The 14,073-nt window shown below is 36.4% G+C and carries 13 protein-coding genes; 6 read left to right on the top strand and 7 right to left on the bottom strand.

What is annotated here, in order from left to right; genetic code table 11:
* Positions 1 to 7: 7 nt before the first annotated feature.
* Both B5D82_RS09950 and B5D82_RS09945 read right to left on the bottom strand, forming a co-directional pair.
* The gene (locus B5D82_RS09950) at positions 8 to 1,351 is read right to left on the bottom strand and encodes a GGDEF domain-containing protein (RefSeq protein WP_081151229.1); all 1,344 of its coding nucleotides are present in this window, start codon (positions 1,349 to 1,351) and stop codon (positions 8 to 10) included.
* A gap of 13 nt (positions 1,352 to 1,364) precedes the next feature.
* On the bottom strand, positions 1,365 to 2,381 hold the full coding sequence (locus B5D82_RS09945; RefSeq protein ID WP_081151227.1) for an ABC transporter substrate-binding protein: 1,017 nt from the start codon (positions 2,379 to 2,381) through the stop codon (positions 1,365 to 1,367).
* A gap of 431 nt (positions 2,382 to 2,812) precedes the next feature.
* Here B5D82_RS09945 and B5D82_RS09940 point away from each other — a divergent pair, with 431 nt between their 5' ends.
* The 4 genes from B5D82_RS09940 to B5D82_RS09925 all read left to right on the top strand — a co-directional run bounded on the left by B5D82_RS09940 (position 2,813) and on the right by B5D82_RS09925 (position 5,321).
* Positions 2,813 to 3,382, top strand: coding sequence for a hypothetical protein (locus tag B5D82_RS09940; protein ID WP_081151225.1), 570 nt, complete (start codon positions 2,813 to 2,815; stop codon positions 3,380 to 3,382).
* Between the two features lie 108 nt (positions 3,383 to 3,490).
* On the top strand, positions 3,491 to 4,141 hold the full coding sequence (locus tag B5D82_RS09935) for a flavin reductase family protein (RefSeq protein ID WP_081151224.1): 651 nt from the start codon (positions 3,491 to 3,493) through the stop codon (positions 4,139 to 4,141).
* Between the two features lie 45 nt (positions 4,142 to 4,186).
* A complete protein-coding gene (locus B5D82_RS09930) occupies positions 4,187 to 4,612 on the top strand; it encodes a thiol-disulfide oxidoreductase DCC family protein (protein ID WP_081151222.1) in 426 nt (141 codons plus the stop codon).
* Positions 4,575 to 5,321 (top strand): SDR family NAD(P)-dependent oxidoreductase, encoded by a 747-nt coding sequence (locus B5D82_RS09925; protein WP_081151221.1) that lies wholly within the window; start codon positions 4,575 to 4,577, stop codon positions 5,319 to 5,321. Before B5D82_RS09930 ends, B5D82_RS09925 begins: the two co-directional genes overlap by 38 nt.
* Before the next feature lie 252 nt (positions 5,322 to 5,573).
* Here B5D82_RS09925 and B5D82_RS09920 read toward each other — a convergent pair whose 3' ends face one another.
* From B5D82_RS09920 to B5D82_RS09905, 4 genes are all read right to left on the bottom strand, one after another.
* Entirely contained in the window at positions 5,574 to 6,179 is a 606-nt protein-coding gene (locus B5D82_RS09920; protein WP_081151219.1) for a CIA30 family protein, read from the bottom strand.
* Between the two features lie 33 nt (positions 6,180 to 6,212).
* Positions 6,213 to 6,824 carry an HAD family hydrolase gene (locus B5D82_RS09915; protein ID WP_245807622.1) on the bottom strand — a complete coding sequence of 204 codons (612 nt, stop codon included), beginning with the start codon at positions 6,822 to 6,824 and terminating at the stop codon, positions 6,213 to 6,215.
* 445 nt (positions 6,825 to 7,269) lie between these two features.
* Positions 7,270 to 7,662 (bottom strand): MmcQ/YjbR family DNA-binding protein, encoded by a 393-nt coding sequence (locus B5D82_RS09910; RefSeq protein WP_081151215.1) that lies wholly within the window; start codon positions 7,660 to 7,662, stop codon positions 7,270 to 7,272.
* Between the two features lie 520 nt (positions 7,663 to 8,182).
* Entirely contained in the window at positions 8,183 to 10,261 is a 2,079-nt protein-coding gene (locus B5D82_RS09905) for an EAL domain-containing protein (protein WP_081151213.1), read from the bottom strand.
* A gap of 443 nt (positions 10,262 to 10,704) precedes the next feature.
* Here B5D82_RS09905 and B5D82_RS09900 point away from each other — a divergent pair, with 443 nt between their 5' ends.
* Together B5D82_RS09900 and B5D82_RS09895 are read left to right on the top strand one after the other, a co-directional pair.
* Entirely contained in the window at positions 10,705 to 11,958 is a 1,254-nt protein-coding gene (locus B5D82_RS09900; protein WP_081151211.1) for a S1 family peptidase, read from the top strand.
* Positions 11,949 to 12,917, top strand: a complete 969-nt coding sequence (locus B5D82_RS09895; protein WP_081151209.1) for an FHA domain-containing protein — start codon at positions 11,949 to 11,951, stop codon at positions 12,915 to 12,917. The genes B5D82_RS09900 and B5D82_RS09895 overlap by 10 nt, the downstream gene beginning before the upstream one ends.
* 145 nt (positions 12,918 to 13,062) lie before the next feature.
* On the opposite strand, the gene trpS is transcribed toward B5D82_RS09895, so the two are convergent.
* Positions 13,063 to 14,067 carry a tryptophan--tRNA ligase gene (gene trpS, locus B5D82_RS09890; RefSeq protein ID WP_081151207.1) on the bottom strand — a complete coding sequence of 335 codons (1,005 nt, stop codon included), beginning with the start codon at positions 14,065 to 14,067 and terminating at the stop codon, positions 13,063 to 13,065.
* Between the last annotated feature and the right edge of the window lie 6 nt (positions 14,068 to 14,073).

Genomic DNA, 14,073 nt, shown 5'->3' with positions numbered 1-14,073 from the left:
ACTGATATTAATGATAAATATTGTCGTCACTAATGGCGGTATCTAAGCTAGCATCATCTTTAGCATCTTTGTCTGGTGAATCCTCATCGATGACCTCGATTCTATTTCGGCCATTTTCCTTAGCTCTATACATGGCAATGTCTGCATCTTTTATCACATTTTCAAAGTTACTATGTTTTTCGTTAACCGAACAAATCCCTAGACTTAAAGTCACAAAGATATCGTTACCTTGAAATTCAATACAATTATTTGCTAAAGAAACTTGAATACGCTCAGCAGTTTTTACTGCCCCGCGGAGCTCACTATCAGGTAAAATAATTATAAATTCTTCTCCACCATAACGGGCAAAAAAATCAATGTTGCGTATTTCTCCAGTACATATTTTGCAAAGGTGCTTTAAAACCTCATCACCAAATGAATGGCCATATTGGTCGTTTACATCTTTAAATAGATCACAATCTAGTAATATAACCGTAAACTTATTTTTAGTTCTTTGAAAACGAGTAAACTCAGCATTTCCTCGTTCAAATAGTGCTCGGCGATTAGCCACTTCAGTTAACGGGTCGGTATTAGATAATTGCTCCAGTACTTGGGTTCTTTCTGCGACAATTTTGGTCATTGACTCTAAAGAAACAGTGGTTTCACTTAGCTCTTTGTTCATCTCGTTAAATGCGTTGGCAATACTGTCAAACTCTTCTGACTTATTGGTCAGTTGTATTTTTTGGAAGTTTCCACTGCGATTTTTTGCAAAAGCTAATTTAATTTCTTTGAGTGAGGTTCTAAATATTTTACCTAGCTTAAAAGCACCAAAAACTAAAATAAAAAGGCTCAACGACAATATAAATAAAATAAGTATAACCTGCTGTCGAATAACATTATTTACATCTACTTGCACGTTTCTGAACAACTGCATCGAGTCAGCTTTTATCGCTTCTAACTGTGTTATTAACCTTACTTTTAGATGGGTTTTTATCTTGTCATCAGCATTTATTAATTTATTTTTATTGATTGCATTAAATAAGCGCAGTACATTTTTATTCTGGCTTTCAATACTATTTTGAATGGTTTGTTGTTGTGGCGTCAAACTTGGGGGTAGACTCAATAACTCACTAAATTCACTATCTAAAACCAACCAACTTTCAGTATTAAAGTCGCTAGCATAGATATTCTCACTGCTAATAAATTGTTTTAAAATATTGGCATGATTCTCAACTTTATTGGCATACCTTTCTCTTTCTATGGCAATATTTACCACATGAATTGACCATAAAATACTGATAACAAGGACAACAAAAAATACACAGCTACTGATTGTAAAAGAGTATATGTGTTGCTGAAAGCTTAACTTCATAAAATATCCTTATTTACAGTGATAGATTCACAGACCCTGGTTCTACTTTTGATAGTGCTCTACTATCAACAAAAAGCGCTGAGTTGTAAACGCTACTAAACTCACCTATTTGTGCTTCCATTGCCCAAATAGCTTGAGATTTAATATTTAATATAAGTGAATGATTCAAGCTAAGCTTAAAAATATAATCAGACCAAACCCACTCAATAAATGCAGGATCAACTTGTAGTTCATCGACCACTATTTTTTTAGATTCTTCTGGATTCGAAACAATATAGTCAATGGCTACTCGTAATCCTTGAATCACACATTGAGCTTTTTCTACTAGCTGGTTATTTGCTGTTTGAGAAAGCAAATTAAAGCTCAACGTACTTAAGCTTTTAGTATCGTGAATTTTTATTTTATTATTAAGTAATTGCCGCGTTTGAAATGCAAAAGGTTCCCAAGGTAGAATTGCGTCAACTTCTCCATTACTAAAACCCTGAAGTAATTGTTCTGGCTTGTAATGAAGTAAGTCAACATCCTCAATAGTTAAGCCTTCAATGGCTAGCAAAGTACTTAAAATATATTCACTAGAAGTACCTTTAGTAACCCCAATTCTCCGCCCTTTGAGATCCCTAGTTGATTCAATATTATCAGAGGCGCGAGTAATTAATTTCACGTCATTATCAGATTGTACAAACATTGCATGGGTTACAAAGGACGGCTTATGTTTAGCTAAACTTTGAAAAGCAATAACAGAATCAGAACTGGTACCAAAATCAACCTTGCCGTTCATCACTTTTTCAAATGCGGCATGACCTCCTATCACCTGTTCATACTCAATTTTGGCACAAGTATTATCAAAAGCATTGATCGCTTTAGCAACATAAAAAGGCGCAGACAGTGGGGTCTTAGAAACAGCTATCGTAATGGAGGTTTTTTCCTGACGCCCAATATTTTTTAAATAAAAATAAGATATTCCAATACCAAGAATAATGAGCACGATTATAAAAGATACTAGTGAGTGCTTTTCAGAGAAATTTTTCAAGCTTTAGTTTTATCCTATTCACTTTTGTTATGCGCTACGGCGATACACATTTAATATCATAAGCTATTAATAATAAATAATATCTTTATTAATCTTCTAGCCATTAAATAATAATATTAGCAGTTGAAATATAAACTGCTTTTTAATTACTGTAAAAAATTGAAAAGATTTAAGCGCCATGTAAAAAATAGAGCTCACCCTCAATAAAAGTAAATCAACTAAAGAATCCAAATTAAGCCATTATTTTCAATTTCATCTTCAGTAAAAAACTTTAGTAAAAAACTTTAGTAAATAGTCAACTTCACCACTTTATCGGTGAACTTACCTTTAGGGTTTGTTAAAAACGTCGACAGCGCAGCTAAAGGTAAATATTTTTCTGGTATCAAAATTGCTCAGACTAAAGAAATAACATTAGTTTAAAAGGGTTTCTGATGAACGAAAAACAATTTTCTGTCATTAAGTGGTACTTGGTTGGTTTTGTCACATTAACTATTTGGACAATGCTAATTTGGCAATATTTGCACACAGGTGTACCTAGTCATTATTTTCTCCAACGTGCAGATATGCCAGAAATTTCAAATTGGTGGGGTGGGTTTTTACTGCCATTTCTTACATGGCTGGCAATGGTGCGTGTTCAAAAGCGTTTACTAAAAAAGCCTTCAGAACATACGCGATTATTGTGTAAGCAGGCTTTATTCAGCTTTGCTACTGCCCTGTGTTACGGCGCTATGCTGTCATTATCTTTCGTTACAGGCTATACGGAAATATCTGCAATTTTGTTTCCAGCGATACTATTTATTGCGATATTTTTTAGAGTGTATAGAGAAGAATTCATCTTGGGTTTCATCCTAAGTATGAGTATTACTTTTGGCGCAGTCTTACCAACAATATTCGGGGCTGTTATCGCTTTAGCTTCTGCAATAGTTTATTTTTTCGTACAATTTATTTACTTAAAAATAAAAATCTATACTGCCACTAAGCCACGTGACGAAGGTAATTGAAGTCATGTCATTAATTTGTCTCCTCACTAAGCCAAAACACAGAGGTGATCGAAAATGCTACCCATTACGTAATGGAATATAAGATACAACTTACCAGACATTATTTACATGAAATATATCAACCACGAAGAACTGCTAAAAATGGAGCCACAATATAGAGTTCAGGTTATTAATAGCTTGTCTGGCTTTAAAAGCGCCAACCTTATTGGTACTCGTGATGAAAATAATATTAATAACTTGGCAATTTTTAGCTCCGTATTTCATCTTGGCGCTTCACCGGCCTTAGTCGGGTTTATTTCTCGTCCAGACAGCGTAGATAGGCATACCTTAAGGAATATTCAGCAAATAGGGCAGTTTACGATTAATCAGGTTAATGCAGATTTTTGGCAGGCGGCCCATCAAACATCGGCACGCTATAGTGATGGCGAATGTGAATTTAAACAAACCGGATTAACGCCACACTTTATCGACAATAGTGATGCGCCATTCGTAAAAGAAAGTCAGCTAAAATATGCCCTAAAGCTTAACGAAATAGTGCCTATTCGACTAAATAATACTTTACTAGTCATTGGCGAGATAACCGATATTCTATGCGATAAAGCAGCGATTAAGGCTGACGGATATATTGATATTGAATCATTAAACACAGTGATGGTCTCGGGGCTCGACAGTTACCATACTAGTAAGCGACTCTCACGTTTAAGTTATGCTAAGCCTGGTATATTGCCGACAAAAATTTCACTCGATGGCAAATCCTAAAGATAAGCTAAGCTAAGGGTAAATAAACCTTACGGGGATATTTTCATGTTAACAATTTTTTATGATGGCAACTGCCCGCTATGTGCAACTGAAATGGCGCATCTGAAAATGCATGATAAAGATAATACTATTCAGCTAGTGGATATACACCAAAGCGGCTTTTCTGCACGCTACCCTAACATTGGTTTTCACGATGCAATGAAAATATTGCATGGATGTTATAACGGGCAAATTTTACTTGGGCTTGAGGTTACACACAGGGCTTGGACTCTAGTAGGCAAAGGCTTTTGGGTTGCACCATTAAATTGGCCCGTAATCAAAACCATTAGCCATTGGATATATTTAGGTTTAGCAAAATACCGTCACCAAATTTCAGCGTTACTAGCAAAAATATTTAACATAAAAACCACTCACTGTACTTCAGGAACATGTTATGACAACCGAACAAACACTGATCATCGGCGCAAATAGCAATATTGGTAAAGCAATAGCCGCACATATACAGGCTTCAGAAAACACAGGTTTAATATTGATCAGTCGAGGCTTAGTGGGTAGTGACTCAGTAACTAGCGAAACTCTCGCAGATAATGTGACCAAAATTATGCTTAAAGACTACCAATCACAGTCTATAGACCAAGCCATAACGTTTTTAGCACAACATGATCATGTACCAATAACTCGCGTATTTGTCTGTAATGGCATACTCCATAATGACACTATTCAACCAGAAAAACGTTTAGAAGATTTTGACGCACAAGCGTTTATGGAAGTTATAACATCAAATACCTTAACGCCGATGTTGTGGATACAGAAGTTAACACCTTTATTGACAGGGAAGTCACCCTGCAAATTCGTGCTATTTAGTGCCCGAGTTGGCAGTATCAGTGATAATCGTTTAGGTGGTTGGTATAGCTACAGGGCATCAAAAGCGGCTTTAAACATGATGGTTAAAACCGCGGCAATAGAGTTTGCCCGCAGAGCGAAAAACATTAAGTTAATTGCTTTTCACCCGGGAACAACTGATACGCCATTATCAAAACCATTTCAAAAAAATGTCCCGGCGAATAAGCTTTTCACCTCAGCGTTTGTCGCTAAACAGCTATTAGATATTGTTGAAAAAGCGCCATTAGACCAAACAGCAAGTTATCTTGATTGGCAGGGTAAAGTCATTAATTGGTAGTTTTCGTAGACCATTTTTCGACAATACATAGGGCGTATAGCCGAACCAAATTTAAGTCTACTTTTGTTGTTATGAATTGCTGCTATATAAGCTAAAAATATTTTAATAGCCATATAAATGTTAATATCCTAAACACGTGTTGGGTTATGATATTAAAGTTTACACTTGGAGCTAGCTGATAAATTGACGGCATAAATGCCGACCTACAGGTTAATTATCGCTGAACCTTGTTGGTGAAATGTCGATACAGGCTTATTTAAAAGCCACGTTTGCAATCGCTAATGAAAATGGTCCCGCATCCTTTCTTGTCACTAAAAATCCAACTTCGATTATGTTTTCAGCTAATAGAGTTGGTGCGTTAGGAATATGACGCCCCCTGAACGATGCTTGAAAGTTAGCCAGTGTAAAAGATAATTCTTCATGTTGACCTGCAACCGTTGTAAAGCTCTGTTTATAAGCTAAACGATAACCGTCAAGCATTACGGTCGTTCTTAACTGATACGTTAATCCGTCACCGAATACATTAATAGTCACAGTCTTAAGGCCTTTAGACAGAGGTTCTATCGAACGAAATACTGAACTAAAGCCGCCGTTGTTATCCAGCGAAATATTCCCTTCAAAAACCGCTTTATTTTTTTGTAATGAAAAGTGCCCTTGAGATTTTCCTCCCATCACCCCATCGTTAGTTATGCGCCAATTTTCAAGGTTATGTTGCCCGGTAAAATCAATCATAAAGGTAAACTCTTTTTTGTCAGTCATATGCCGTTGGTTCTTTGATTGATACTGAACCTCGGTGCTGGCAGCGGAAACGTCTGCGAACAAAGTAAAGCATAAAAGTACGTAAGATGTTACTCGCATTATACTTGCCTACGCATTTATAAAATATGAATACTAACCAGAAAAATCAGCAGGCTCACGAGCAAAAACTTTAGTAATAACATCACTTAACTCTGTGAGCTCGTTTACAACAATATTTGCCAAGCTAGCATATTCAAGCGTGTCACCATGCGTTACTAAACATGACATAGTATTAGCATTTTTTGCCGCTTGCAGATCATATAAGTAGTCACCAACATATAATAAATTTTCAGGTTTTATTTGCCACAACGCTGATAGATGTAATAAAGCATCTGGTGCTGGTTTAGCTTTATGATCTGCTCTTGTGAAAAGCAGTTCAATATTAAGGTTGTTATTTTTAATTTTTATCAATGCCGCTTCACGACAATTGCGCGTGACAATAGCACAAGGAATATCTAACTGAGCTAACAGTGCGAGGAGCTCTTCAGTGCCAAGAAGGTTTTTTGCATTCAGCGCGTCATTAATTTCATATTTAACTACCAAATTATTGGCAATAATACGCTGTTCTTCTGGCAAAGCATCAACGAAATCTAATAGATCGATATCATTGTCACAGCCTAAATCAGCCCTTATCTGTTGAAAATTCAAAGTTGAAGAAACCAAGGTATTATCTAGATCAAATATCACGCCCAATAATGTATTCACTAACAATTTTAAACACTCCTGTTTTAATCACGTTAAATTAACCACAAGCATAAGTTAATTTTTACCATGCATTAGTCGGCTATATTAAATTACGTAGCAAAAGAAAGTTAAGATCAAACTCTCCCAATTTCAGTTCAAAGCGTCAGTATTTATTCCAATTTGATGAATCAACTTGGTATTACCCTGTTCGCAAATGAATAATTACAAGTGAGTCATTGAACAAGGCACGCTAAATGAATAATGGTTCTGAACTGCATTTAAAAAAGCTAATTGAGGTGACAACTATTCTGACACAGAGGGTATTACTCACCTTAAAGTTGAGCTTTATCGTGTTGAAAGCACACAAAACTAATATAAAGTTAAACTTCGTCAAACGGGTGGTTATATCAATTGAAATAAATAATCGAGTATCCTACCGTTTTCTAAATCTCCAATAAATGCTGCTCTATAAATGCAATAAAAGCGAAGCCTGATCTTTCTTAGTCATCTTGCTCACCACCAACATATAAGAATTATCAATCATGCGCTCAATTTCGCCTTGTGGAATTGAACCATCTAATATCACCGTGTTCCATTGTGCCTTGTTCATGTGATAGCCAGGTATAACCGCACTAAATATATCGCGCAACATAACAGCTTCTTCAGGATCGCATTTTAAATTAACACAATAATGCCCTGCCATTTTACCGCCAGTTCCTTTTTCATTACCTTTACCTAACGCTAATGTTGCAAACATTTTATGTTTAACTTTAAAAACACTAACATCATCGCCAAAAGGAAAATATTCAATTGTTTCTAATTTGTTAAGTAAATAACGCTTTGCTTTTATGCTATCCATAATTTCAATACTGCGCCTTAAAATGGGTTAGTAATAGCGTATGCTGATAACTAGTTTTCAACAAGTAATATCGATAGATAAAAACTATTATTTTTTATCTATCGAGAATTTAATTCTTTTGTAATCAATGATAAAAAATCAAATTAAGTAGGCTAGAGGGTTTTTAAGGTTATTTTTAAGGCTTAAAATAACCTTAAAGCAACTGCAGGCTGATAGAAGGATTAACATGCAGCGATGAAAAAGTAGCATGATATTGTCGTTAATTAATTTGCCAATAATAGATAGTAGTTTACATCACTGATTACGGTTTACCGCATAGAATATCATCACAACCAAACATAAATAACCGCTATTACCCTGTATCCTTCTGCGAAACAAAAGTGCTAATTAAACCACCATTTTAAATGGCATTTTCTACTGATACAGGAATTTAGCAATCCTTGCAGAAAAGCAAGATCCTAAGCATCCTGATTTAAAATATTAAAGATATAATGATATCGGTGAAAACGATATTTTATAGCTATAAAAGTGCGGCTGAGAAATCAAGCAACTGCTTTGCCGGTATAGGTTTACTAAAATAATAACCTTGCACAAAATCACAGCCTAAATCACTCAATAAAGTGAGTTGTTCTTTAGTTTCAACGCCTTCGGCAACAACTGTCAAACCTAAACTGTGCGACATAGCTATGGTTGCTTTTACTAGGTCACAATCTGATTTATTCAAGGTAATACCATTGATGAAACTTCGATCTATTTTTAATATATCGAATGGATATTGCCTTAAATAACTTAACGACGAATATCCAGTGCCAAAGTCATCCATAGATAGCTTTATGCCGAGTGCATTAATTTCAATTAAGGCTTCATTTATATAAGATTGCCCATTCATTAATACACCTTCAGTAATTTCTAGCTCCAAACTTCCAAAGCTAATGTTTACATCAGCAAGAGTGTTTTTGATTAAATTAAGTAGCTCGGTATCTCGTAGTTGCCGAGGGGATAAGTTCACCGCCATAGTGTAACTTTTCTGATCACTCAATTGCCATTTGCTCAAAAACCTTAATGCTTGTTCAATAACATATTGTCCAATAGGCACAATAAGGCCCGAGTGTTCCGCAATGGGTATAAACTCATCAGGAGGTATATTACCTAATGTGGGATGGTTCCATCTCAACAACGCTTCAGCGCCAATGATGCTATTCTTTCTTATTTCAAATTGCGGCTGATAATATAATTCCAGCTCATGGCGATCTAGTGCCCCCCGCAATTGCGCTTCAATTGCTAAACGACGCTGTATAACGATATTCATTTCTTTGGTAAAAAATGAGTAAGTATTTCTCCCTAAAGCTTTTGCTTGATACATAGCTGTATCAGCATTACGCAGCAGATCAGAGGCCGCGTTACCATTTTCAGGATATACAGCAACACCAATACTCAATGTCAGTATTAATTCTCTATTATCAATTTTAAAAGGTGTTCTAAAAATTTTAAGTAAATTTTCAGCAATGGCTAACGCGTCATGATGATCGGTTAGGCGTCTTAATAAAATGATAAACTCATCACCACCTAAACGACCAACAGTATCTTCTTTTCGTAATACTTGTTTTAGCCTATGAGCCGACTCTATTAATAGCTTATCGCCAACTTCGTGTCCTAAAGAGTCATTAACTTTTTTAAAGTCATCTAAATCAAGGAATAATACCGCGGCTTTTTCATGGTGCCTTTCAGCTTCAATTAATATTTGAGTCAAACGATCAAGTGCTAAAAAACGATTGGGCAATGCGGTCAAACTATCAAAATAAGCTTGATGGCGAATAAGTTCGGCGCTTTTATGTTGCTCGGTAATATCACGTACAATGATCATGATTTGCTTATATTTTTTCAGGTGGCTAATTCTTGCCTCAAAATATACCAAGCCTTTAGGCAAATTCAGCTCGTATTCAAAACTTATTATCTTTTCTTGCTTTACAGCTTTGGCAATATGACTTTTAAATTTCTGGACAACTTCTTGAGGTAAGAAATCGGCTATGTTTTTACCAATAAATTTTTCAGGCGATATATATAGATCACCTTTGTCACAGGCATGATAATCAATAATAGTTCCATCACTTTCCATCAAAAAAAACAAATCAGGAATTGCTTCAAATATGGTTTCAAGCATATGCTCTTTAAATATAGCTTGCTCTTGCGCTTGCCGAACATCGGTTAAATCGATATCGATACAATACATTTGTTTGTTGTTATATTGATTTGTAAACATGACATGACTTGAAAAAACAGAGACATCTTTACCGTTTTTATCACGTAAAGTTAGTTCTGCCGCAGGTATTTCAACGTCATTTTTTATCCAATTTGTATGTGCATCAACCACTATTTCTGACATTAGCTCAGGAATGATAAGATCTTCCAGTTTTTGTCCTGTTGCCTCTTCTTTGCTGTAGCCATAAAGTATTTCGCTACCTTCATTCCAATAAATTACACGTCGTTCCTCATCGTATCCCTGTACAGAAATAACATTCACTGCATCAAATAATTGGTGAAGTGGATCATTAACAACATATTGATGATTTAAGGCACTGACAACTTTCTTTGATTTCATAATGAGGCAAAACCCAATAATCGCATTAGCTTAATAGTAGACAAATAAAATGAATTTAGCCTCTAAAAATATAATTACTATAAATGACCCTATGTAAAGTAAACTTTGATTATCAGGTTGTTACAAAACAAAATAGACCTAAAGGCATTAAAAACTTTATATGTATGTAACCCATACGCTTATCATTTCACGTATAGAAAGGCTATTAGATGCTTAGCATTGCCCCCTTAAACTTATTTATACGAACAAGCCTATTATTATGGCAATTCTGCATGCTATGTTTGTGCTTCGCGTAATAAACTTAGCCAAGCATCAGACAAAATAGTCATTTGGTCTGATAAAAGATGACAAATTTAAATACACTGGCACAATGGTAGCCAGACGTGTTCTGCTTTGCCTATATATCAAACAGTTCCTAAAGTAATAATATAAAAGGATATTCAATGAAAGCTATTTTTGCTCTGCTACTTATGTGCTTCAGTACTATAAGTATCGCCGTTGAGCAGGCCGAGGAAATTTTCAAACAATTGGCCCCTTCACTTTATCAAATTCGCTTAATTGACAAAGCCAGTGGTGAAAAGTCATCTATCGGTTCAGGTTTTCAAATTAGCAGTAATGGCCTTATAGCGACTAATTATCATGTTATTTCCGGTTTTGCCCGTCATCCTCATAAATACACCATTGAATATTTAGATAATAAAGGCAACAAAGCGGCACTGACTTTGAAAAGTGTCGATGTTATTAATGACCTCGCCATTGTTCAACGTGAGGTAAACACTGAAATGCCATATTTTCAGATAGCTAAACAAGCCCCCACCAAAGGTGAAGAGTTATTTTCATTAGGTAACCCCCATGATTTAGGCATGATAGTCGTGCCGGGGACTTATAATGGTTTAAAAAATGAGTCATTTAACGACCGTATTCATTTTACGGGTTCAGTTAACTCAGGCATGAGCGGTGGCCCAGTAGTTAACAAAAATACTGAAGTCGTTGGTATTAACGTTGCTACATCAGGTAACCAAATCGGCTTCTTAGTCCCGCATGACAAGCTACTGGCGCTCTATCTAGAATACAAAAATAGCCCTCCAGCAAGTATTGAGCAACAAATGGCAGCTCAATTAATGCGTAATCAAGAAAAGCTTATTACCACAGTGCTCAACAGTGATTGGCAGCTAAAACAATTAGGCCGAGGTTTAATTCCCACTATCGATGTTCCCTTTGTTCGTTGTTGGGGTGAATCGAACTCAGATAAAGCGGACGCCCAAATTATGGCCGCTGTTGCCAATTGCGACTTAGATGAAAATACTTATATTTCTTCAGACTTTTTTACCGGTTCTTTAGAAATGGAATACCGTTATATGGAATCAGATAAAATTGGTAGCACTAAGTTTTATCATATTTTTGAACGCCAATTAAACCAAGTTGCCCCGGGTAATCTTGCGGGTAAAGATGATGTTACTGAATATCAATGCCACCACGACCTTGTTAAGCCTCAAAATAGTAACATTAATAATAAATCGGTGTTTTGTACTCGTGCCTATAAAGACTTTCCCGCACTTTACGATGTGCTCTACATCGCAATATCGGTAGATCACGAACAATACGCTTTGCTCAGCCATTTTACTATTTCGGGTGTTGCCCAAGAAACCTCGCTGGCTTTTTTAACTAAGTTTATGGAGTCGGTTTCATGGAAATAATTATTGAAGAAATCAGTCATGGCCATAAGTTATTAGGCCGTCACAAATTTACTACAAACAACATTAGCATTGGCCGTGGGTACGATAACGATATTATCATTAGTGATCCACATGTCTGTGCTGATCACTTACAGCTACATTTTAACGGTGAACATTGGTTGGTAAACGATCAAGGCTCTATCAATGGCAGTTATCTTGAAGGCAGTAAAGAAAACGCTATTGAGCACCAAGTGCGCTCTGGCGATATTGTTACTATTGGCAAAAGCCAAGTACGCTTTGTTTTCCCAAATCATCCGGTTGAAGAAAGTATCGCTATTAGCCCCTTCGAAAGCTTAATTAATTTAGCCCGTCATCCTGCTGTACTCGCACTTAGCATGACCTTATTCGCCTTAATCGGTGGTTGGATAATTAATTTAAACAATGCCAACGAAGTGACGTTAACTCAGATGTTAGTGCCAACTATCGGTTTAACATTAGGCTTTGTCTTGTGGCCTGCTGGTATCGCTTTAGTGTCACATTTAACTAAACACGATGCGCGTTTTTGGACCCAAATGGGCATTTGTTTTATTTTCTTCAATTTAATGTGGCTTAGTGATATTTTTGAAAATATTGTCCACTTTAATACTTCAAGCAACTTTTCAATGCTCTGGTTGTTATCCATTATTCCTTTGCTACTGGCTTTTGGGTTATTTTGGCTCAATTGCTATGTCGGTTTCCACATGACCTTACGTCGAAGAAATGTTGTCGCCTCATGCCTAATACTCTTATTGTTCGGTGGCAGTTTTATAATACAAATGAGTAAGCAACCGGACTTTAATCCGCGTCCACAGTTCGACACCACTATAATGTCGCCGGCTTTCATATTCGCGCCAAGTAGCGATGTTGAGACATTTGTAAGTGACGCGAGTAAGTTATTTGCAAAAGCCACCAAAAGCGCAGAAGCAGAGAGTAAAGAATAACGATATATTGCACTTTGCCATGTATTTAAAATAAGGTATTTAAAATAAGGTTTTTAAAACCGCTATTCTGTATCAACTGCCTGAAATAAAAAAGCCTGAATAAATTCAGGCTTTTTTATTTCAACTTGTGACGATACTGTCGTTGTTAAGGTTTAGCGATAAAACCAACCGCTTGATAAACCTCAGCAAGCAACTTACTGGCTCGTGCAGAAGCTTTGTCAGCCCCCTTACGCATAACTTCATCTAAATAAGCTTGGTCGTTACGGAACTGGTGATAGCGCTCTTGAATTGGCGCGAGTAAAGCAACTACCGCTTCAGCAACATCACCTTTTAAGTGACCATACATTTTATCTTCATATTCAGGTACAAGTTCTTCAACCGTTTTACCCGTTGTACAAGATAAAAGTGATAACAAGTTTGACACCCCTGGTTTTTCAGCAATATCAAAATAGATATTCGCTTGCTCGTCAGAGTCAGTTACCGCACGTTTAATTTTTTTCGTTATTTTCTTGGTATCTTCTAATAAACCGATAAAGTTACCCGGGTTAGTATCAGATTTTGACATTTTTTTCGTTGGCTCTAATAAACTCATTACACGGGCACCAAACTCTGGAATATAAGGCTCTGGCACTTTAAACGTTTCACCGTGTAGGTTATTAAAACGCGTGGCTATATCGCGCGCTAATTCTAAATGTTGCTTTTGGTCATCGCCAACGGGCACTTTATTTGCGCCGTACAATAAAATATCAGCGGCCATTAACACTGGGTAGGTAAACAAACCTGAATTCATATTCGCTTCAGACTTTGATGACTTATCTTTGTATTGTGTCATACGGTTAAGCTCCCCCATTTGCGTGTAGCAATTGAGTACCCAGCTCAGTTGCGCGTGCTCTGGTACATGCGACTGAATAAAAATAGTACTTTTTTCTGGGTCAACACCACAGGCTAAATACAAGGCTAAACCGTCTAACGTTGCCTTTCGTAACGCTTCAGGATCAGGACGAACGGTAATAGCATGCTGATCTACCAACATGTAATAACACTCATGGCTATCTTGCATGCTTACCCATTGCTTTAACGCACCAAGGTAATTACCAATAGTTAACTCACCTGATGGCTGGCAGCCACTTAATACAATAGGTTTACTCATTTGTTA

Source organism: Cognaticolwellia beringensis (assembly GCF_002076895.1).
GTDB lineage: Bacteria > Pseudomonadota > Gammaproteobacteria > Enterobacterales > Alteromonadaceae > Cognaticolwellia > Cognaticolwellia beringensis.
The sequence above is the reverse complement of the archived record's forward strand: the minus strand, read 5'-3'. Positions and strand labels throughout refer to the sequence as shown.

Excerpts from the sequence above, each read along its gene's own strand:
- B5D82_RS09950 (WP_081151229.1), bottom strand. The coding sequence starts at position 1,351 with ATGAAGTTAAGCTTTCAGCAACACATATACTCTTTTACAATCAGTAGC.
- B5D82_RS09940 (WP_081151225.1), top strand. The coding sequence starts at position 2,813 with ATGAACGAAAAACAATTTTCTGTCATTAAGTGGTACTTGGTTGGTTTT.
- B5D82_RS09935 (WP_081151224.1), top strand. The coding sequence starts at position 3,491 with ATGAAATATATCAACCACGAAGAACTGCTAAAAATGGAGCCACAATAT.
- B5D82_RS09930 (WP_081151222.1), top strand. The coding sequence starts at position 4,187 with ATGTTAACAATTTTTTATGATGGCAACTGCCCGCTATGTGCAACTGAA.
- B5D82_RS09925 (WP_081151221.1), top strand. The coding sequence starts at position 4,575 with ATGACAACCGAACAAACACTGATCATCGGCGCAAATAGCAATATTGGT.
- B5D82_RS09920 (WP_081151219.1), bottom strand. The coding sequence starts at position 6,179 with ATGCGAGTAACATCTTACGTACTTTTATGCTTTACTTTGTTCGCAGAC.
- B5D82_RS09910 (WP_081151215.1), bottom strand. The coding sequence starts at position 7,662 with ATGGATAGCATAAAAGCAAAGCGTTATTTACTTAACAAATTAGAAACA.
- B5D82_RS09905 (WP_081151213.1), bottom strand. The coding sequence starts at position 10,261 with ATGAAATCAAAGAAAGTTGTCAGTGCCTTAAATCATCAATATGTTGTT.
- B5D82_RS09900 (WP_081151211.1), top strand. The coding sequence starts at position 10,705 with ATGAAAGCTATTTTTGCTCTGCTACTTATGTGCTTCAGTACTATAAGT.
- B5D82_RS09895 (WP_081151209.1), top strand. The coding sequence starts at position 11,949 with ATGGAAATAATTATTGAAGAAATCAGTCATGGCCATAAGTTATTAGGC.
- trpS (WP_081151207.1), bottom strand. The coding sequence starts at position 14,067 with ATGAGTAAACCTATTGTATTAAGTGGCTGCCAGCCATCAGGTGAGTTA.